The organism is Pseudomonas urethralis (assembly GCF_021602465.1).
In the GTDB taxonomy this organism is placed as follows: Bacteria; Pseudomonadota; Gammaproteobacteria; order Pseudomonadales; family Pseudomonadaceae; genus Aquipseudomonas; species Aquipseudomonas vlassakiae.
Genome location: NZ_BQIJ01000007.1, coordinates 209,330 through 229,087, shown reverse-complemented (window position 1 = coordinate 229,087; position 19,758 = coordinate 209,330). Strand labels below are relative to the sequence as shown.

General features: G+C 52.4%; 17 protein-coding genes. All 17 read left to right on the top strand.

Annotation, left to right across the window (positions count from 1 at the left end; all coding sequences use genetic code 11):
* Positions 1 to 49: 49 nt before the first annotated feature.
* The 17 genes from L6D64_RS14220 (at position 50) to L6D64_RS14140 (ending at position 19,735) form a co-directional block, all read left to right on the top strand.
* The gene (locus tag L6D64_RS14220; protein WP_236192476.1) at positions 50 to 1,942 is read left to right on the top strand and encodes an acyltransferase family protein; all 1,893 of its coding nucleotides are present in this window, start codon (positions 50 to 52) and stop codon (positions 1,940 to 1,942) included.
* Complete coding sequence (wbpD, locus tag L6D64_RS14215; RefSeq protein WP_176507369.1) at positions 1,939 to 2,526, top strand: UDP-2-acetamido-3-amino-2,3-dideoxy-D-glucuronate N-acetyltransferase; 588 nt, start codon at positions 1,939 to 1,941, stop codon at positions 2,524 to 2,526. The genes L6D64_RS14220 and wbpD overlap by 4 nt, the downstream gene beginning before the upstream one ends.
* Positions 2,523 to 3,608 carry a DegT/DnrJ/EryC1/StrS family aminotransferase gene (locus L6D64_RS14210; RefSeq protein ID WP_176507368.1) on the top strand — a complete coding sequence of 362 codons (1,086 nt, stop codon included), beginning with the start codon at positions 2,523 to 2,525 and terminating at the stop codon, positions 3,606 to 3,608. Before wbpD ends, L6D64_RS14210 begins: the two co-directional genes overlap by 4 nt.
* Positions 3,602 to 4,846: an oligosaccharide flippase family protein gene (locus L6D64_RS14205; protein ID WP_176507367.1), complete on the top strand. Its 1,245-nt coding sequence runs from the start codon at positions 3,602 to 3,604 to the stop codon at positions 4,844 to 4,846. Before L6D64_RS14210 ends, L6D64_RS14205 begins: the two co-directional genes overlap by 7 nt.
* 31 nt (positions 4,847 to 4,877) lie before the next feature.
* Positions 4,878 to 5,945 carry a non-hydrolyzing UDP-N-acetylglucosamine 2-epimerase gene (gene wecB / locus L6D64_RS14200; RefSeq protein WP_176507366.1) on the top strand — a complete coding sequence of 356 codons (1,068 nt, stop codon included), beginning with the start codon at positions 4,878 to 4,880 and terminating at the stop codon, positions 5,943 to 5,945.
* 106 nt (positions 5,946 to 6,051) lie between these two features.
* Positions 6,052 to 7,263, top strand: a complete 1,212-nt coding sequence (locus tag L6D64_RS14195; protein ID WP_176507365.1) for a hypothetical protein — start codon at positions 6,052 to 6,054, stop codon at positions 7,261 to 7,263.
* Positions 7,260 to 8,549, top strand: a complete 1,290-nt coding sequence (locus L6D64_RS14190) for a glycosyltransferase (RefSeq protein WP_176507364.1) — start codon at positions 7,260 to 7,262, stop codon at positions 8,547 to 8,549. The genes L6D64_RS14195 and L6D64_RS14190 overlap by 4 nt, the downstream gene beginning before the upstream one ends.
* Positions 8,546 to 9,694, top strand: coding sequence for an N-acetyl sugar amidotransferase (locus L6D64_RS14185; RefSeq protein ID WP_236192475.1), 1,149 nt, complete (start codon positions 8,546 to 8,548; stop codon positions 9,692 to 9,694). The genes L6D64_RS14190 and L6D64_RS14185 overlap by 4 nt, the downstream gene beginning before the upstream one ends.
* Positions 9,691 to 10,305 carry an imidazole glycerol phosphate synthase subunit HisH gene (gene hisH, locus L6D64_RS14180; RefSeq protein ID WP_176507363.1) on the top strand — a complete coding sequence of 205 codons (615 nt, stop codon included), beginning with the start codon at positions 9,691 to 9,693 and terminating at the stop codon, positions 10,303 to 10,305. Before L6D64_RS14185 ends, hisH begins: the two co-directional genes overlap by 4 nt.
* Before the next feature lie 14 nt (positions 10,306 to 10,319).
* On the top strand, positions 10,320 to 11,102 hold the full coding sequence (locus tag L6D64_RS14175) for an AglZ/HisF2 family acetamidino modification protein (RefSeq protein ID WP_176507362.1): 783 nt from the start codon (positions 10,320 to 10,322) through the stop codon (positions 11,100 to 11,102).
* Between the two features lie 31 nt (positions 11,103 to 11,133).
* Complete coding sequence (locus L6D64_RS14170; RefSeq protein WP_176507361.1) at positions 11,134 to 12,168, top strand: polysaccharide biosynthesis protein; 1,035 nt, start codon at positions 11,134 to 11,136, stop codon at positions 12,166 to 12,168.
* Between the two features lie 3 nt (positions 12,169 to 12,171).
* Positions 12,172 to 13,299, top strand: coding sequence for a UDP-2-acetamido-2,6-beta-L-arabino-hexul-4-ose reductase (gene wbjC, locus L6D64_RS14165; protein WP_176507360.1), 1,128 nt, complete (start codon positions 12,172 to 12,174; stop codon positions 13,297 to 13,299).
* 12 nt (positions 13,300 to 13,311) lie between these two features.
* A complete protein-coding gene (wecB, locus tag L6D64_RS14160; RefSeq protein WP_176507359.1) occupies positions 13,312 to 14,442 on the top strand; it encodes a non-hydrolyzing UDP-N-acetylglucosamine 2-epimerase in 1,131 nt (376 codons plus the stop codon).
* Between the two features lie 70 nt (positions 14,443 to 14,512).
* A complete protein-coding gene (locus L6D64_RS14155) occupies positions 14,513 to 15,709 on the top strand; it encodes a glycosyltransferase family 4 protein (RefSeq protein WP_176507358.1) in 1,197 nt (398 codons plus the stop codon).
* Positions 15,706 to 16,671 carry a UDP-glucose 4-epimerase family protein gene (locus L6D64_RS14150; protein ID WP_176507357.1) on the top strand — a complete coding sequence of 322 codons (966 nt, stop codon included), beginning with the start codon at positions 15,706 to 15,708 and terminating at the stop codon, positions 16,669 to 16,671. The genes L6D64_RS14155 and L6D64_RS14150 overlap by 4 nt, the downstream gene beginning before the upstream one ends.
* Complete coding sequence (locus L6D64_RS14145) at positions 16,668 to 17,687, top strand: MraY family glycosyltransferase (protein WP_176507356.1); 1,020 nt, start codon at positions 16,668 to 16,670, stop codon at positions 17,685 to 17,687. Before L6D64_RS14150 ends, L6D64_RS14145 begins: the two co-directional genes overlap by 4 nt.
* Before the next feature lie 50 nt (positions 17,688 to 17,737).
* Positions 17,738 to 19,735 (top strand): polysaccharide biosynthesis protein, encoded by a 1,998-nt coding sequence (locus L6D64_RS14140; protein WP_176507355.1) that lies wholly within the window; start codon positions 17,738 to 17,740, stop codon positions 19,733 to 19,735.
* Positions 19,736 to 19,758: the final 23 nt, after the last annotated feature.

Here is a 19,758-nt window from a genome sequence, read left to right as displayed (position 1 = left end):
CCACCCGGCTCAGCATGTAATTACACATATTCACAAGGTCTTGGCTAGCGTGGTTACCATTAATCCATCCCCCTCTGCCGTATCGGGTTCGCCAAAACCAGTTGGGGGCATCCGTTTGGATGTCCAGGGGTTGCGCGCGGTCGCAGTCTTGGCTGTCATTCTCTATCACGTGAACGGGGAGTGGCTAAAAGCTGGGTTTATTGGGGTTGATGTATTTTTCGTCATATCCGGATTTATTATTACGACGTTGTTGACTGAGCCTGGCCGCAAAGTTGATCTGTTGGCGTTCTATGTCGGTCGCGTCAAACGGATTGTACCGGCCTATGCGGTCATGTTTACCATTGTCTGCCTGCTTTCAGCCTTTCTTTTCCTTCAGCCTGATTTCAGTTTTTTCTATCGAAGCCTTAAATCGGCTGCGCTTTTCATTAGTAATCATTATTTTGCTGAGTTTGGTAGCTATTTTGCTCCCAAGGCCGAAGAGTTGCCTTTGCTGCACACATGGTCGCTGGCCGTTGAAATGCAGTTTTATGTATTCTTTCCATTGTTGATATTGTGCTTGCCACGGTCCTGTCATCTACCGGTATTGTCATTGATTGCACTGGTTTTGTTTGCGTGGTCGGGTGTCCAGGTTTCATTGGGTCAACAGGATAAGCTCTACTTTTCTTTGATTGCGCGTGTACCTGAGTTCATGGTTGGCGCAATTGTAGCGATCGGTATGCGCCGCGCGGTAATATCCTCACTATTATCAACGCTTCTCGGTGTGTTGGGCGCAGTACTGCTTATTTTTGGTTTTCTATTCATTGACAAAGAAAGCTTTCCGGGTTTTTTGTCGATAGTGCCTTGCGTCGGAACGGCCGCGATAATAGTCGCGCGCCGTGGGCCTATCAACGATTTACTCTCGACACGTGGCCTGGTTTGGCTGGGTGGCATCTCCTACTCGCTCTACCTCTGGCATTGGCCAGTTCTAGCATTTATCCGCTATTACACGGGGCAGTATGAACTTGGTTCGGGATGGGTGGTATTGGCTTTGATAGCATCTTTGGCGTTGGCTTGGTTGTCGTATCACTTCGTCGAAGTGCCGGGGCGTAGGAAGTCGAACATCGGTAAACCATTTGCTAAATGGGCTGCCGTAGCAGGCTTGATGCTTCTATTCATCCTGCTGGCGCGCCATGGCAATCGTCTATTGGATAGCCCTTTGCCCGTAGAGCAGAAGCGCTATGCGGACGCTGAATTGATTTGCCATGGGCATCAAGTGGGGGACTGCAAGCGAGGTGCTAAAAAAGTTCGGACTTCCATCTTGGTAATTGGGGATAGTCATGCAGCCCAGCTAAATTACTTTTTCGATCAAGCTGGCAATGAGCTAGGTATAGCTTATCGCGTGTTGACAGCGAGTAGCTGCGTGCCTATTCCAGGCTTTGATATTGAGCGCTTGCCTGAATGGGCTCGAGAAGCTTGCAAGGCACAGATTGATGCTGTGGAAGAGGCGCTGCCGCATACAGATAAACTCATAATCGCTGCCATGTGGGAATACCAGATGCAGAGTGTACCATTCGTAACGGCGCTAAGGTCATTTTTAGATAATGTCGAGCGATCTGGCAAGCAAGTTGTTGTCATGGGTCAAGTGCCGATGTTCAATTCTAATGTTCAGCGCGTCAGGCGATTTCAGGAAATCGGATTACCTGCTTCTCTTACGTTAGGCGATGACTGGCGTATTGCCAATCGCCAAGTCGAGGCATTAGCTGCAAGTCATAAGTCTGTGCATTACATAGACTTCTCCAGTTCGACTTTTTTTGCAGATGCCCCTTACGAGCAGGGCGATCTGATTTACTTGGATAATCAACACTTGAATGAGGTCGGCTCGCGTCGCTACGGGCATTTTGCTGGCGCGAAATTACAGAGCTTGTTCGAGCAATCCCAATCTGAGGTGAGTCTTAAACAATGAACCACTATCAACATCCCAGTGCGATCGTCGATGAAGGCGCCCAGATTGGTGCAGGGTCGCGTGTATGGCACTTTGTGCATGTCTGCGGGGGTGCGCGCATTGGAGCAGGCGTTTCCTTGGGACAAAATGTCTTTGTCGGCAACAAGGTAGTTATCGGCGACCATTGTAAAGTTCAAAACAATGTTTCGGTCTATGACAATGTTACGCTTGAAGAGGGCGTATTTTGCGGCCCCAGCATGGTTTTTACCAACGTTTATAATCCGCGCTCCTTGATCGAACGTAAAGATCAGTATCGCGACACCCTGGTGAAGCGGGGGGCGACCTTGGGGGCAAACTGCACGGTTGTTTGCGGGGTCACTATTGGTGCGTTCGCTTTCATCGGAGCGGGTGCCGTGATAAACCGTGATGTGCCTGACTATGCTCTTATGGTTGGTGTCCCGGCTCGTCAGATCGGTTGGATGAGTGAGTATGGAGAGCAGCTAGCTTTGCCGTTAAGCGGTGAGGCATCGGTCATGTGTGAGCACAGCGGTGTCACCTATATGTTGCAAGGCAACGTTATCTGCAAAATGGAAGCTGTTAAATGATCGAATTCATTGACCTGAAGAAGCAGCAATCACGCATCAAAGATAACCTTGATGAGGCTATTCAGCGAGTTCTAAGCCATGGCCAGTACATCTTAGGCCCTGAAGTGTCAGAGCTTGAAGAGAAACTGGCGTCTTTCGTTGGTGTCAAGCACTGTATTACGTGTGCCAACGGAACTGATGCTCTTCAAATTGCTCTCATGGCCTTAGGTGTCAAAGCTGGCGATGAGGTTATAACGCCCGGATTCAGTTACATTGCCACCGCCGAGGCCGCTGCAGTGCTCGGTGCCAAAGCTGTGTACGTTGATGTCGATCCTAAGACCTACAACATGGATGCAGACCTGCTGGAGGCACGGATCACGGAAAAAACCAAAGCAATTATTCCAGTCTCCTTGTACGGCCAATGTGCAGATTTTGACAAGATTAACGCAATTGCAAGCAAGCACAAGATCCCCGTTATCGAAGACGCAGCGCAGAGTTTCGGTGCCGTTTACAAAGGCAGGCGCTCCTGCAGTCTCAGTACCGTAGCTTGCACGAGTTTCTTTCCGAGCAAGCCGCTGGGTTGCTATGGTGACGGCGGTGCTATGTTCACCAATGATGATGATATTGCATTAGCTTTGCGGCAAATTGCGCGGCACGGGCAGGATCGTCGATATCACCACGTCCGCGTGGGGATGAATAGCCGTTTGGATACGCTCCAGGCTGCGATTATCTTGCAAAAACTCACTATCTTCGATGAGGAAATTTCGCTTCGTCAACAAGTGGCTGATCTATACGAGGAGAAATTGAGTGGCTTGGGTTTGCTAAGCCTGCCTTACATAGAGGAGCATTCAACTAGTGTGTATGCTCAATATACAGTAAGGGTTGCTGATCGCCCTTCGGTGCAGGAGACCCTCAAGGCTGAAGGAATTCCGAGTGTGGTTCACTACCCTATTCCTCTGAATAAACAGCCGGCAGTGGCGGATGAAAGCGTCTTTTTGAATGTAGGTGACGAAGTCGCTGGTCAGGTGCTAAGCCTGCCCATGCATCCGTATCTCACGGAACAAGAGATCAACCTTGTTGCTGCAGCGCTAGAGAAATGCTGACTCGAATTTATTCGAAGTTCAACACTGGCTTTGTTCGCGCCGTGGTTTTGGTGGCGGGCGGGGCCTTTGTGTCTCAAGGGCTGATTGTTGCTGTCACTCCGCTCCTAACGCGGTTATTTAGTCCGGAAAGCTTTGGGGTGCTCGCGGCGTTTACGTCGGCCCTCACGATAATGATATCGCTTGCATCGCTAAAATTTGAGTTGGCTATTCCTCAAGTCAAGGTGGAAAGACAGGCCTTTGAGGTGGCAGTTCTATCTTTTTATATTCTCGGCGTGTTGGCCGTGATATCAATAGTCCTGCTGGTAGGGTTATGGCTGCTGGTGCCCGATTCATTTCAGGATTATTACTGGTTAGCTCCCCCGGGCTTGCTATTTGGTGGGGCATTTCAGATTGCGACGTACATTGCTATCAGAAATAAGGACTTTAAAGGGCTGACCAGTGCTAATATTCAGCGAAGTGTGGTTCAGTCTATTCTGCAAGTGGCAGCTGGCTTGGCCTCGCTGGGCGGCTTTGCATTAGTTATTGGTTATGTTGTTAGCCAGGCCGCTGCGGGTTTGCGTATTATCAGCAGGGCCTTTGAAGGGCGTAGGGCTCCCAGCAGGCTCAGGCTGGTAGCGCTTGTGAAGAAGTATAAAAATTTCCCACTCTTGGCTGCGCCTGCAGCCATGCTGAATGCTGCTGCGCTAAATGTCTCCCCATTTGTCATCATCTATACATTCGGTATGCATGAGGCGGGACTTTTTGCGCTCGCGCAACGGGCAATGGGCGTGCCTATGGCGTTTTTGGGTACAGCAATTGCGAATGTCTACTTATCTGAAATACCAAGGGTTGTTGAGGCTTCCAGGCCGGATGCCGCTAACTTCTATAAACGTTCCTTAAGAAATCTGACGATTGCAGGGTTGCCGGTGGTCATTCTTGCGGCCGTGGTCCTCTATTTGACAGTTGACATGATTTTTGGCGCAGAGTGGTCTGAGGCATCAGGGATCATGATCCTGCTGGTCCCAATGTTTCTTGGGCAGTTCGTGGTGTCGCCGTTAAGCCAGACGTTGAATGTGATTCAGCGGCAAGATGTTCAACTGAAATGGGATTTTGCAAGACTCATCGTGCCCAGTTCTGGCTTGGTGATAACCGCCGTTTCAGGCGCGAGTTTCGCCATGAGTATGTTGGCGTTTAGTGTGCTGATGTTTGTCATGTATGCAATCAATGTTGTTGTGACATTGCGGGTTCTGAAAGATTAAACACGGATTGAGTTCTGGGGGTTGTAGAGAAATGAAAGTATTCACCGTCGTAGGTGCAAGACCGCAATTCATCAAGGCTGCAGTGGTATCGAGAGCGCTTGCCGAGGCAGACTTCCCGGTTAAAGAGATTCTGGTTCATACGGGACAACATTATGACAATAATATGTCGGATGTATTTTTCGATGAGTTGAGTATTCCGAAGCCGGATTACAATTTGGGCCTGGGCGGGGGAACCCATGGACAGAACACCGGAAAAATGATTGAGGGTCTTGAGGCTCTAATGCTAAAAGAGCAGCCGGATTGGGTTCTAGTCTATGGGGATACTGATAGTACCCTTGCCGGTTCGATTGCCGCAGCTAAGTTGCACATACCTATTGCGCATGTCGAAGCTGGCTTGCGCTCGTTCAATCGAGCGATGCCTGAGGAGATCAATCGGGTTTTGACTGATCACGTCTCTAGCGCGCTCTTTGCACCTACTGTAGTTGCTAAACGCAATCTCGAGCGAGAAGGTATTGGAGCGGAAAAGATTCACGTAGTAGGGGATGTGATGTGTGACGCGACGGCATTCTACAAGAGCAAAGCTGAAAAGCCCAATTGGTTTGAGGCGCTCAATCTTGCAGAGTATGATTTCATTCTTTGTACAATCCATCGTGCTGAAAACACAGATTCGGAAGTGCGTCTGAAAAGTATTGTAAAAGGCCTTCGGGAATCACGGTTGCCAATCATTCTGCCTCTCCATCCGAGAACGCGTAAAAAAATAAAAGATTTGGATATTGCTTTTTCAGAAAATATTCATGTCGTAGATCCGCTGGGCTACCTTGAAATGAATTGGCTAGAATCCAGGTGCAAGATGATTGCAACCGATTCCGGTGGAGTACAAAAAGAAGCGTATTTCCATGGTAAATTCTGCGTCACATTGCGCGACGAGACTGAATGGGTGGAGCTCACAGAGAAAGGGGTAAACGTCCTTGTAGGTGCTTCCGCAGAAAAAATCGCTGCAACGCTTCGATCAAATTTCGAGCATGATTTTGGTGAAGACTTGTATGGAAATGGTCAGGCTGCGAGCAACATAGTTCAGGTGTTGAAACAGTTGGCTTGATTCAGGTTGCTGTCATACTTAACGTGCAAGGGTGAGTCAATTGTATAGAGGTTTGGGTACTAAATTATTCTCCCCACGATTCGGGTTCTTCCTGTTCGTGTGTGCCGTGGGCTTTACCTACGGCATATTGCCATTTTATTTGTATTCATGTGGAGGAGCCAGCGAGTACTTTCTGAAGCTTTCGCTTCTTACTGCTGTGTCTATACTTGGACTTTTTTCAGGTTACATGCTTCCTGTGCTGGATGGTCAATTTGTTTCAGGTGCGCCGAGAATTATTCTGTCGAGTGACTTATTTAACTTTATTGTATGGGGTTTCTTCTTCATATTTGCATTTTATACGTTTTACACTGCCCCTTCCATACCGTTGCTAAGTGCAATTCAGGGGGCGAGTGCTGATGATCTCAGTCAGCAGCGAGGAGACTTTTTCAAAGGGCGTAGTGGTTTTGAGGCTGCCTTGCTGTATTTGAGTACTATTTTTACAACTGTGCTGATTCCATATAGCTTGGTACTGATGTTTCTGAAGCGGTCAGCACTCAGGTATCCGTTTCTCTTGGTTGCGTTTGTCTTCTGCATCAGCTTTCTGCAGAAGTCTCTTTTTTTAAATGTATTCATGCCCGTTATGGTCTGCTTTGCTTTATCCGGCAGGCTGTCGTTTAAGGCGTTGGTTTTGTGCATGACTCTAGCCGTTCTGTTGTTGTTGGCCGCAGTCTTCATATCGCTGGGTGGTGGGGATGGCGGCGCCGGCTTTGCAGAGAGTACACCGTTGGCAGAATATTTTTCAGCCACCTATTTACCCATCGGTGGAGGGGATTATTTTATCTGGCGTGCGTTCGCGGTACCGCTATTCACGGCGACAGATACGTTGCAGGTGCACACAGAAATTTTCAATGGCGAGTACCTGATGGGGGCGACCAGCCTTCTTTTATCTCTTCTCACTGGCGCTGAGCGAATCAATATCGAGCGCTACGTGTTTCAACACCAGTTTGGTAGTTGGAATGAGATTGCCAATGCTAATGCGGTATTCATAACGGATGCGTTTGTTAATTTTGGTTGGCTGGGGGTGATACTTTTCAGCATGGTGATCGGGCAGGTGTTCAGGTGGTTTAGACTATCGAAAGACATAGCGTTTAAGTCGCTTTGGCCCGTTTTCGCGTTTACCTTGTTTTCCGCGTCGCTGATAGGTATGCTTATAAGTAACGGCTTTGTGTATATGTTGTTACATGCTTTGTTGATTCGGGTCAATTTGGGTGTAGGGAATAGAGCTATCGCTGGCGATCAGTTCGATTCGCCAAGTGTGCAAAAGGTGCATGTAGAATGAATATTGTTTTTTTGGTTCATTATTTTCCGCCGGTGAATAGCTCTGGTGCGAAACGCGTTGAGGCGATCTCGAAGTATCTTGCTGCTGACGGTCACGATATCACGGTTATTACGACTAGTAAAAGTGCCGCTGATGGTCGCTTTACAGAAGTCTACCCGAAAGGCGTTCGTGTTATAGAGCTTGATGCCTTCGGCCGCTTACAAAAATCTCAGGAGTCGTCGGGCGTTTTCGAGCCGATGTATACAGAGCGTCCTTCGTTGAAGCGACGAATAAAAGACGTTGTCTTGAATCTCTTCGGCCAAGTACCTGATCCTCGGCTTCCATTTGCGATTTCTTTCGCGAGTCCATGGGTGAATGTGGATGTCAAGAACGCTCTGAGTAAGGCGGATGTAGTAATCGGATCTGCTCCCCCGTGGCCGATGCTGCTCGCCGCGGTTATTTGCAAAAAGCGATTTAAAGTTCCTTGTATCCTGGATTATCGTGATCACTTTAGCGAATGTCATGAAATGCCAGGGGGGGCATTCGCTAAATGGTTAGAGCTTAAGATCGACAGGTGGCTGGTTGGAAATGCCAATCAATTGGTTACTATTTCTGAGCCGATGAGTTCTTATTACCGGACTATGTCGCCAAACGTGGCAACGATCATGAATGGCTATGATCACGAGGTCCTCGATGCTGCCAGGCTTCAAGCGGGAGCGTCAACTGCTGGTGTTGTTGTGCTTCGCTATATGGGTATCGTTTCACCAGGCCGAGTTCCACATAACATCATGCAGGCTTTGGTTAAACTTAAGCAGGTTTCGCCAGAAATGTTCGGGCGCTTTCGCATTGAATATTATGGAGGCGCAGATTTGATCAAGGATGCCGTCTCTCGGCAGTATCCTGCCATCGCTTCGGCATTCTCCTATTACTCAGCAGTTCCTTATCTTGACTCGCTGCGTTTGATTGTCGAAGCGGATTATTTACTTTTTGCAGAGACGTCTTCAACTCAGACGTTGAGTGCTCAAGGTATTTTGACTACCAAGCTCTTTGAATACTTGGGTGCGGGCCGGCCGGTGCTTGGTGATATTTCAACCGAAACGTTGGCGGGATCTTTCCTGAAGCGTGCGGGCGATGAAAATGTGATTGGTGTTCGCTCGGAGATTTTCTTCGAGAGATTTTGTGAGCCCGCATTTTATGAGCGTAAACCTAACTCGGTTTCGGAGTTTGCTCAGGGGTTGTCGCGGCGCTCGCAGGCGACACAGTATGCGGAAGTTATTGGCCAGGCAAAGGCAAGAGATCACAAATGATTATTAAAAACCCGAGTTATAAAATTTGCGCATCTTGCATTATGGATACTTCGGACCCAAATATTGCGTTTGATGCTCAGGGTGTGTGCGAATATTGCAATAACTTCAACACTAACATCAAGCCTAATTGGGACACTGGCTCGGCGGGAGAGGCCGAGTTGATGAAGGTCGCTGAAAAGATCAAGGCTGATGGCAAGGGCCGAGATTATGATTGCATCATCGGACTGAGCGGTGGCCTAGACAGCTCCTACCTTGCTTACGTTGCTAAGGAAAAAATGGGCCTACGCCCTCTGCTGTTCCATGTCGATGCTGGTTGGAACACTGACCAGGCTGTCGGCAACATTGAACGTCTGGTGGATGGCCTTGGCCTCGAACTCTTTACCGATGTAATCAATTGGGAAGAGATGAAAAGCCTGCAAGTGGCGTTCCTCAAGGCGCAGGTGCCGGATCAGGATATACCGCAGGATACCGCTTTTTTCTCTGGTCTTTACAAGTTCGCTAAGGCAAACAAGATAAAGTATGTGCTAACCGGGGGTAACTACTCGACGGAGTGCTGCCGTGAGCCAGAAGAGTGGGGTGCATACCCTGGTATCGACACAACCCTGATCAACGATATTCACGGCAAGTTCGGCACGCGCAAGCTCAAGTCGTTCCCGCTGGTAGATGTGCTGTCGTACAAGATTTACTACAGATATGTTCTGGGTATGCAAGTTGTCCGGCCGTTGAACCACGTTCCCTATGTCAAGCATGAAGCAGAAGCGACGCTGGAGCGCCTGTTCGGCTGGAAGCGATTTCAGCACAAGCACCATGAATCCCGTTTCACTCGCTTCTACGAAGACTACTGGATGCCGCGCAAGTTCGGTTACGAGAAGCGCCGCGCGCATTTCTCCAGCCTGATCATGACCGGGCAGATGACACGTGAAGCAGCGCTGGAGCGCATCGCCAAGCCTGAACTGGACGAAAATTTCCTCAAGTCGGAATTTGAGTATGTCGCTCACAAGTTGGACTTGACCGTGCCCGAGCTTCAAGGCATTTTCGAGGGTGAGAACAAGACCTATCATGACTACAAAAATAAGCGTTTCTTGATTGGTATCGGCGCTCGGGTGCTCAGTGCCATCGGACTGGAGAGAAGGCTGTTCAGATGATCACCATCATTGACTATGGTCTCGGCAATATCCAGGCCTTCGTAAACGTTTATCGACGCTTGCATATCCCCGTGGCAGTCGCACAGAACGCAGCGCAGTTGGACGGCGCGACAAAGCTGATCTTGCCTGGGGTGGGTGCTTTCGACCACGCGATAGAGCGCCTGGATGCGTCCGGTATGCGACCGACGCTGGATGAACTTGTACAAAAGCACAAGGTACCGGTGCTCGGTATCTGCGTCGGCATGCAGATTCTTGCCAACAGCAGCGACGAGGGCCGTCTGCCGGGTTTGGGCTGGGTGCCGGGACGGGTGCGCTCGTTCAAGTCGGTGCCTGACCTGACCGACCTTCCATTACCTCACATGGGCTGGAATGACGTAGCGGCACTCAATGACAACGCCTTGTTCAAAGGTTTCGAGGAGGAGGCACGCTTTTATTTCCTCCATTCGTACTTCTTCGAATGTGAGCAAGAGCAGCATCGGGCAGCCATGTCTTCCTATGGCTTGGAATTCAGCTGCGCTGTACAGGCAGAAAACGTATATGGTGTGCAGTTCCATCCAGAGAAAAGCCACCATTTTGGCGTAGGCCTGTTGAAAAACTTCGCGGAATTGTGAGCGGAAACTGACAAATGCTAAGACCCAGGATCATTCCATGCTTGCTCATCCAGGACGGTGGGCTGGTAAAGACGGTTAAGTTCAAGGAACCGAAGTACGTCGGAGATCCCATCAATGCGGTGAAGATCTTCAATGAAAAGGAAGCTGATGAGCTGATCGTCGTCGATATCGATGCAACCGCGCATGGTGTCGAGCCGAACTACACGCAGATTGCCAAGCTTGCCGCCGAGTGCCGCATGCCGTTGTGCTATGGCGGTGGCATACGCACTGCCGAGCAGGCCAAGAAAATCATCCAGCTGGGCGTCGAGAAAGTCGCCATCAGCTCAGCTGCGCTCGACAACCCGCGCTTGATCACCCAGATTGCCGAAGAGATTGGTAGCCAGAGTGTGGTTGTGGTGCTTGATCACAAGTCTCGTCTGCTGAGCAAGACCCAAGAAGTGTGGACCCACAACGGCACGCGCAATACCAAGCGCAGCGTGCTGGAAGTCGCCCAGGAATTTGAACAGCTCGGTGCCGGTGAAATAGTCCTCAACTCCATCGAAAATGATGGAAAGATGAAGGGTTATGACATCGAACTGGCAAGCAAGCTCCGCGCTGCTGTTCATATTCCGATTACCATCCTTGGAGGTGGCGGTTCGCTTGAAGATATGGCTAGCGTGATCAAGGCATGCGGTGTGGTTGGTGTGGCTGCGGGCAGTTTCTTTGTGTTCAAAGGGGCCTACCGCGCTGTGTTGATCAGCTATCCAAGTGCTCAGCAGAAAGACGACATCATTTATTCAGCTCTGCGGGCTCGATAACTCTTCAGGCGCGTGGCAAGGGTCAGATCATATGTTCAAGGGTAAAAAGCTTCTCATCACCGGTGGTACCGGTTCGTTCGGCAATGCAGTTCTAAAGCGGTTTCTCGACAGCGACATCGCGGAGATTCGTATATTCAGCCGTGATGAAAAGAAGCAGGACGACATGCGCAAGCGTTATGACAACGCCAAGCTGAAGTTCTACATCGGTGATGTCCGCGATTATCAGAGTGTGCTCAACGCTACGCGGGGTGTTGACTATATCTTCCATGCGGCGGCGTTGAAGCAGGTACCTTCTTGCGAGTTTCACCCCATGGAGGCGGTGAAGACCAACGTCATCGGTACCGAGAATGTTCTTGAGGCAGCCATTCAGAATGAAGTGCGACGTGTCGTTTGCTTGAGTACCGACAAGGCGGTCTACCCCATCAATGCGATGGGTATTTCCAAGGCGATGATGGAAAAAGTCATGGTGGCCAAGTCGCGCAATGTCGATGAGGCCAAAACCGTCATTTGCGGAACCCGTTACGGTAACGTCATGGCGTCCCGCGGTTCGGTCATTCCGTTGTTCATTGATCAGATCCGTGCCGGCAAGGCGCTGTCAATCACCGATCCCAACATGACCCGCTTCATGATGACCCTGGCGGATGCCGTGGATCTGGTGCTATACGCCTTCGAACACGGCAACAATGGTGATCTGTTCGTGCAAAAGGCTCCAGCAGCGACTGTTCAGACGCTGGCAAAGGCTCTGACCGAGTTGCTCGGTCAGGACAAGCATCCCATTCAGGTCATTGGCACGCGCCATGGCGAGAAACTTTACGAAGCCTTGTTGAGCCGTGAGGAAATGGCGTGCGCCGAAGACATGGGGGATTACTTCCGTGTGCCGCCGGATCTGCGTGACCTTAACTACAGCAAGTTCGTCGAGCAGGGCGAAGAGAAGATTTCTCACACCGAAGACTACAACTCGCATAACACCGAGCGCCTCGACGTCGCCGGCATGCAGGCGCTCCTGCTGAAGCTCGAGTTCATCAAGGCCATCCAGCGTGGCGAGCATGCAACGCCGGAGGAGTGATTGATGAAAGTCCTGGTTACCGGTAGCAACGGTTTCATTGCTCGCAACCTGCTGGTTCATTTGGGTGAGCGTAAGGATGTCGAGGTAAGCCTGTTCGCCCGCAGCGATGATCTGAAAGCGCTGCATGCAAAAGTGGCCGAGGCGGATTGCATCTTCCATCTGGCAGGGGTCAACCGGCCTCAGGACCCCATGGAGTTTAGCAGCGGCAACAGCGAGCTCACCCAGCAGCTCTGTGACGCAGTAAAAGCATGCGGGCGCAAGCCGACGGTGCTCTATACCTCGTCCATCCAGGCCGAACGTGATAACCCGTACGGTATCAGCAAGTTGGCGGCCGAGCGCGCGCTGCTCCAACTGGCTGAGCAGCATGGCAGCCCGGTTTACATATTCCGTCTGCCGAATGTATTCGGTAAATGGGCGCGCCCGAACTATAACTCGGCAGTAGCGACGTTCTGCCACAACATCGCGCGTGACCTGCCAGTTCAAATACATGACGAGTCGGCTGCACTGAACCTGGTCTATGTGGATGACGTGGTTCGGCGTTTCGTCAGCATCATGGATGGGGCCGCGATGGCGCCCGGCATGGTCGATGTAGAGCCCGTTTATTCCACAACAGTGGGCGCACTGGCTGAGCAACTTCGCCGCTTCCGCGGCAGTCGCTCTACACTGGTCACCGAAAATGTCGGGGTTGGATTGGTGCGAGCACTTTATTCTACCTACCTGAGCTACCTGCCGCCGGAATCGTTCACCTACGAAGTGCCAAAATATGGCGACCCTCGTGGTGTGTTCGTGGAAATGCTAAAAACCCCGGAGGCGGGGCAGTTCTCTTATTTCACTGCACATCCAGGGATTACCCGCGGCGGTCATTATCACCATTCCAAGACCGAGAAATTCCTGGTCATCAAGGGAAGGGCCAACTTCCGCTTCCGCCATGTAGTCACTGATGAATTCTACGAGCTGCAGACCAGTGGCGATACGCCAACTATCGTCGAAACGGTGCCTGGTTGGACCCATGACATCACCAACATTGGTGATGACGAAATGATCGTCATGCTCTGGGCCAACGAAATCTTCGACCGCGAACTACCGGATACCTATGCCTTGCCAGTCTGCCCCGACCTGGCAAAAGCATGAATTGAGGTTTTTATGAAAAAGCTGAAAATCGTTACCGTCGTTGGCACTCGTCCTGAGATCATTCGTTTGTCGCGTGTTTTGAGCGCGCTTGATGAGCACTGTGATCACATTTTGGTCCATACCGGACAAAACTACGATTACGAACTGAATGAGATCTTTTTCCAGGACTTGGGTATTCGCAAGCCGGACCACTTCCTCAATGCGGCGGGTGCATCCGGCGCTGAGACAATTGGTAATGTGATCATTGCAGTGGATAAGGTGCTGGCCGAGGTGCAACCGGAAGCCATGCTGGTACTCGGGGATACCAACAGCTGCATGGCAGTGATCCCGGCCAAGCGCCGCAAGATTCCGACGTTCCACATGGAGGCAGGAAACCGTTGTTTCGACATGCGTGTGCCGGAAGAGATCAACCGTCGTATCGTCGATCACACCGCAGACATCAACCTCACCTACAGCACCATTGCCCGTGATTATCTGTTGCGTGAGGGCCTGCCTGCAGATCGCGTCATCAAGACTGGCAGCCCGATGTTCGAAGTCCTCAACTTCTACCGGGAAGGCATTGAGACTTCTGACGTGCTAGAGCGCCTGGGCCTGGAGGCAGGCAAGTTCTTCGTGGTCAGTGCACATCGTGAAGAGAACATCGATTCCGACAAGAACTTCCTCAAGCTGGTCGATGTGCTCAACACCGTGGCCGAGCAGTTTGACCTCCCGGTAATCGTCTCTACTCACCCGCGTACGCAGAAGCGGGTCGATGCCATGGGTGTGACATTCCATGCCAATGTACGTCTGCTCAAGCCACTCGGTTTCAAGGACTACAACAAACTGCAGCTGACTTCCAAAGCGGTGCTATCTGATAGCGGCACGATCAACGAAGAAGCTTCGATACTCAACTTCCCAGCGCTGAACATACGCGAAGCGCATGAGCGCCCGGAAGGCATGGAAGAGGCCGCAGCGATGATGGTTGGGCTCGATACGGAGCGCGTGCTGCAAGGTCTGAGGATTCTTGAAAGCCAGCTGCGTGGTGCAGAACGTAGCTTGCGCCTGGTCGGCGATTACAGCATGCCCAATGTTTCGGACAAGGTCGTGCGAATCGTTCACAGCTACACCGATTACGTGAATCGAATTGTCTGGAAGCGGTACTGATCACGTGGATGGACTAACGCAAAAGCAGCTGAAGATTCTCGTTGTAACCCAGTACTTCTGGCCCGAGAACATGCGTGTCAACGACATGGTTCGCGACTTTGTTGAGAAAGGCCATGAGGTTACCGTGCTTACTGGGTTGCCCAACTATCCGGAAGGGCAGGTGTTTCAGCGATACAAGGATGATCCCGCTGCGTTTTCCAGCTATGAAGGCGCAGAAATCGTGCGCGTACCGCTGGTTCCGCGCGGGAAACGTAGTATTCAGCTGGTTCTGAACTACCTGTCGTTTCTCGTTTCGGCATCGATTGTTGGCGCTTTCAAGTTAAGAGGGCGCCGCTATGATGCAATGTTCGTCTATGCAGTGTCGCCGATTCTTTCTGCGATTCCTGCAGTTCTGCTTGGCAAACTAAAGCGCGCTCCGGTTTTTGTCTGGGTTCTCGATCTTTGGCCTGAAACGCTTCGCGCGGTGAATGTCATCCATAACCCTAAACTGTTGGGGTTGGTTGGCAAGGCGGTGTCTTGGATTTACAACCGTACCGATTATTTGCTGTTGCAATCGCATGGTTTCTTCGACAACGTTCGTCAGTACTGCACCCGGCCTATCGATGCAGAGCGCCTGGTGTACTTCCCCAGCTGGGCTGAAGATGATTTCTCGGCCAAAGACCTTGAGCCTTCAAAGCTGGTCGTGCGTGATGACGCCACCTTCACTGTTGTGTTCGCAGGCAACGTAGGGGAAGCGCAGGATTTTCCGGCGATTCTCGACGCAGCCGAAGCGCTACGCGGCAAGCTGTCCATCCGTTGGGTGATCGTCGGCGACGGGCGAATGAGCGGTTGGCTTGAGGAGCAGGTTCGCAACCGGTCGCTGGACAATGTGCTGCTGCTTGGCCGTCATCCACTGGAGGCCATGCCGCCCTTGTTCGCCCAGGCGGATGCGCTGTTGGTATCTTTGCGCACCAATGATGTGTTCGAAAAGACCATTCCCGGCAAGGTGCAAGCCTACTTGGCTTCCGGCCGGCCTGTGATCGGTATGATTAATGGTGAGGCTGCGCGGGTTATCGAAGAGTCGGGTGCCGGCTTTGCTTGCGAGTCTGGAAATGGCTTGGCGCTCGCCGCCGTTACCGAGAAACTGGCGGGCTTGCCGTTGACTGAGCGCAACAAGATGGGCGAGTCCGGGCGCCAGTATTATGAACGCGAGTTCGCCAAGTCCGCCTTGCTATCGCGTCTGGAACGTCTGTTCAGCGAGGCTACTTTGAGAAGGTCAGGACGATGACACAAAAGGTTTTTCTCACCGGAGCCAGTGGTTTCGTGGGTAGCGCCGTACTGCGCAGGCTCAGCTCTGAGGGGCGTGAGGTGATCGCCGCTGTGCGCCAGGGGGGCTCGAAGCTGCCTGCAAGCGTGCGCACCTTTGCCTTTGAGGCATTAGGGGAGGGTAATGACTGGCATGGAGTTCTGACTGAATGCGAAGTAGTCATTCACAGTGCTGCCCGTGTCCACGTGATGAACGATACCGAAACCGACCCACTGGCGGCCTTTCGCAAGGTCAATGTCCAGGGAACGCTTGCATTGGCACGGCAAGCGATCGCCGCTGGTGTTAAGCGCTTCGTGTTCATCAGTTCGATCAAGGTCAACGGCGAGGGAACCCCCAAGGGTAAGCCCTATACTGCTGATGATCAGCCCATGCCTCTGGACCCTTATGGCGTTTCCAAGATGGAGGCGGAAGTGGAGCTGCGCAAGCTGGCACAGCAGTCTGGCCTGGAAGTGGTGATCATCCGTCCTGTGCTGGTCTATGGGCCGGGAGTGAAGGCTAACTTCCTCAACATGATGCGCTGGCTCGATCGCGGTGTGCCACTGCCATTCGGTGCCATCGACAATCGCCGTAGCCTGGTGGCTTTGGATAACCTGGTCGATTTGATCGTGACGTGTATCGATCACCCGGCGGCGGCCAACCAGACCTTCCTGGTCAGCGACGGTGAAGACCTTTCCACCACGGCATTGCTGCGGCGAATGGCAATGGCGCTGGGCAAAACTGCGCGGCTATTGCCTATCCCGGCTTGGGCCCTGAGCGCAGCCGCTATTTCGCTCGGCAAGCGCTCGCTGTCCCAACGCTTATGTGGGTCGCTGCAGGTGGATACTCGTAAAACCCGCGAGTTGCTCGGATGGCAACCACCGGTCAAAGTTGATGTGGCCTTGCTGGCCGCTGCCAGGCACTACCAGGAAACCGTTAAGAAATGATGCTTTTGTGGTCTCTTCTCGCCTTATTGATCGTGTCGTTGGTGATGACGGCTGCATTGCGACGCTACGCGTTGGCGCGTAGCGTCATCGATGTGCCCAATGCGCGCAGCTCTCACACGGTGCCCACGCCACGTGGCGGTGGGGTGGCCATTGTCATGTCGTTCCTGCTGGCGATTGTGGCGTTGACTATGACCGGTGCCGAGCACATTTCCACTCTCGTTGCGCTTGGCGGGGGTGGTGCGCTGATCGCGATCATCGGTTTCATGGATGACCACGGCCATATCGCCGCACGCTGGCGGCTGCTCGGGCATTTTGCCGCTGCGGCATGGATCTTAGCCTGGATGGGTGGGCTGGCCCCCTTGTCACTGTTTGGCTGGGACTTGGACTTGGGGTGGGTCGGGGGCGTGCTCGCAGCTGTCTATCTGGTCTGGTTGCTCAATCTCTATAACTTCATGGATGGGATTGATGGCATCGCCAGTATTGAGGCAATCACTGCATGCTTGAGCGGCGCTCTGTTGTATTGGCTTTCTGGCCTTAACGGGCCCGCCATCCTGCCATTGCTCATGGCCGCAGCGGTGGGTGGTTTTCTGTTCTGGAACTTTCCGCCAGCTAAAATTTTCATGGGCGACGCTGGCAGTGGCTTCATAGGCATCGTGCTGGGTGGGCTGTCGTTACAAGCGGCCTGGGTTTCGCCGCCGATGTTCTGGTGCTGGCTGATTCTGCTCGGCGTGTTCATCGTCGATGCTACTTACACCTTGATCAGGCGCTTGTTGCGGGGTGATAAGGTGTACGAGGCGCACCGCAGTCATGCTTATCAGTTTGCTTCGCGCAAGTATGGCAAACACCTGCCTGTTACGCTCGCCGTCGCAGCGCTCAACCTGTGCTGGCTGCTGCCAGTTGCATATTGTGTGGCGCAGCTTGGGCTGGACGGCGCTTTGGGTGTCGTTATCGCCTATGTTCCGCTAGTCGCCCTTGCGGTTCGCTATCACGCAGGCGACCTGGAAGATAGGCACTAGAGTTGGGTAGAGCGTTTCGCTTAGGTAATGTGGAAGCCTTCAGGGGATTTATGGATAACGTGCGTACAAAACTGCTAGCTCTGCCACGCCGGCACAAACGGCTGTTGCAGGTCATGACTGATATCGTGCTGATATGGGTTGCCTTGTGGCTGGCTTTTGTCGTGCGCCTGGGCATCGATGAGATGGCCAACCCGATCATCGATCACACATGGCTCTTCGTGTGCGCGCCACTGGTGGCGATTCCGCTGTTTATCCGGTTTGGCCTCTATCGCGCCGTGATGCGCTACTTCGGTAACGACGCGCTAATTGCCATCATTAAGTCGGTCACACTCTCGGCTCTGATTCTCGGATTCGTCATCTACTGGTCGAGCAACCATCAGAATGTGGTACCGCGCTCAATTACCTTCAACTACTGGTGGTTAAGCCTGATCATGGTTGGTGGTCTGCGCTTGGCGATGCGCCAGTATTTTCTTGGCGACTGGTTCACCGCCGCGGTGCAGCATGTGCCGTTCGCTAGCCGTGACGATGGCCTGCCTAAAGTCGCTGTTTACGGTGCTGGTGCAGCAGGCAACCAGCTGGTGGCTGCGTTGCGGATGGATAAAGTCATGCGTCCGGTAGCCTTCATTGATGATGACGCTAGCCTGACCGACCGCGTAATTGCCGGCCTGCAGGTGTATCACCCGGAGCAGTTGCAGCGGCTGATCGACGTAACGGGCGCTCAAGAAATTCTGCTGGCAATTCCATCGTCCACTCGCACGCGTCGCCGGGAGATCCTCAATTTCCTTGAAGGCTTCCCGCTACATGTACGGACGATCCCCGGATTCATGGATCTGGCCAGTGGCAGGGTCAAGGTCGATGATATTCGCGAAGTCGATATTGCCGATCTGCTTGGCCGCGATGCAGTCCCTGCACAGCCTGACCTATTGCAGCGTTGCATTGTGGATCAGACCGTACTGGTGACGGGGGCAGGGGGCTCGATCGGTTCGGAACTGTGTCGCCAAATACTCGGCCAGGCGCCACGCACCTTACTGTTGTTCGACCACAGTGAGTTCAACCTGTACAGCATCCTTTCGGAGTTGGAGCAGCGTATCGCTCGTGAGTCCCTGACAATTCGCCTAATACCGATTCTCGGTTCAGTGCGCAACCAGGCGCAGCTGCTGGACATCATGAAGACCTGGCACGTCGACACGGTTTATCACGCCGCAGCTTATAAGCATGTGCCTATGGTCGAGCACAACATTGCTGAAGGCTTACTTAACAACGTGATCGGCACTTTGCATACCGCCCAAGCTGCGTTGCAGGCTGGCGTGGCCAACTTCGTGCTTATCTCCACCGACAAGGCTGTGCGTCCGACCAACGTGATGGGCAGCACCAAGCGTCTCGCCGAAATGACTTTGCAAGCGCTTAGTCGGGAGCTGGCACCGGTACTGTTTGGTGATGTAGGGAATGTCTCGCAAGTTAACAAAACCCGTTTCACCATGGTGCGCTTCGGCAACGTGCTGGGCTCGTCAGGTTCGGTGATTCCGCTGTTCCACAAGCAGCTGAAGTCTGGTGGCCCCCTCACGGTCACGCATCCGAAGATTACCCGCTACTTCATGACCATTCCGGAAGCTGCGCAACTTGTCATCCAGGCTGGGTCGATGGGCAAGGGCGGGGATGTATTCGTCCTGGACATGGGCGAGCCGGTTCGCATCGTTGAACTGGCCGAAAAAATGATTCATCTGTCAGGTTTCAGTGTTCGTTCCGAGCGCAACCCCATGGGTGACATTGCCATCGAGTTCACCGGTTTGCGCCCGGGAGAGAAGCTTTACGAAGAACTCCTGATTGGCGACAACGTGCTTGCCACGCGGCACCCGATGATCATGAGTGCCAACGAAGACTTCATCCAGTGGGATACACTCAAGGATGCGTTGGCGCAGTTGCTGGACGCAGCATCGCATGATGATTTTGTGCGGGTCCGTCAGTTGCTGCGTGAAACCGTGATTGGCTATGCCCCTGAGGGAGAGATCGTCGACTGGATCTACCAGCAGCGCCGGCTTGAACCCTAAGCCAAACCCTGATGTTAAGAAAA

Bases quoted from the DNA above. Each gene is read 5' to 3' on its own strand.
- wbpD (WP_176507369.1), top strand. From the start codon at position 1,939: ATGAACCACTATCAACATCCCAGTGCGATCGTCGATGAAGGCGCCCAG.
- L6D64_RS14210 (WP_176507368.1), top strand. From the start codon at position 2,523: ATGATCGAATTCATTGACCTGAAGAAGCAGCAATCACGCATCAAAGAT.
- L6D64_RS14205 (WP_176507367.1), top strand. From the start codon at position 3,602: ATGCTGACTCGAATTTATTCGAAGTTCAACACTGGCTTTGTTCGCGCC.
- wecB (WP_176507366.1), top strand. From the start codon at position 4,878: ATGAAAGTATTCACCGTCGTAGGTGCAAGACCGCAATTCATCAAGGCT.
- L6D64_RS14190 (WP_176507364.1), top strand. From the start codon at position 7,260: ATGAATATTGTTTTTTTGGTTCATTATTTTCCGCCGGTGAATAGCTCT.
- L6D64_RS14185 (WP_236192475.1), top strand. From the start codon at position 8,546: ATGATTATTAAAAACCCGAGTTATAAAATTTGCGCATCTTGCATTATG.
- hisH (WP_176507363.1), top strand. From the start codon at position 9,691: ATGATCACCATCATTGACTATGGTCTCGGCAATATCCAGGCCTTCGTA.
- L6D64_RS14175 (WP_176507362.1), top strand. From the start codon at position 10,320: ATGCTAAGACCCAGGATCATTCCATGCTTGCTCATCCAGGACGGTGGG.
- L6D64_RS14170 (WP_176507361.1), top strand. From the start codon at position 11,134: ATGTTCAAGGGTAAAAAGCTTCTCATCACCGGTGGTACCGGTTCGTTC.
- wbjC (WP_176507360.1), top strand. From the start codon at position 12,172: ATGAAAGTCCTGGTTACCGGTAGCAACGGTTTCATTGCTCGCAACCTG.
- wecB (WP_176507359.1), top strand. From the start codon at position 13,312: ATGAAAAAGCTGAAAATCGTTACCGTCGTTGGCACTCGTCCTGAGATC.
- L6D64_RS14155 (WP_176507358.1), top strand. From the start codon at position 14,513: ATGCGTGTCAACGACATGGTTCGCGACTTTGTTGAGAAAGGCCATGAG.
- L6D64_RS14150 (WP_176507357.1), top strand. From the start codon at position 15,706: ATGACACAAAAGGTTTTTCTCACCGGAGCCAGTGGTTTCGTGGGTAGC.
- L6D64_RS14145 (WP_176507356.1), top strand. From the start codon at position 16,668: ATGATGCTTTTGTGGTCTCTTCTCGCCTTATTGATCGTGTCGTTGGTG.
- L6D64_RS14140 (WP_176507355.1), top strand. From the start codon at position 17,738: ATGGATAACGTGCGTACAAAACTGCTAGCTCTGCCACGCCGGCACAAA.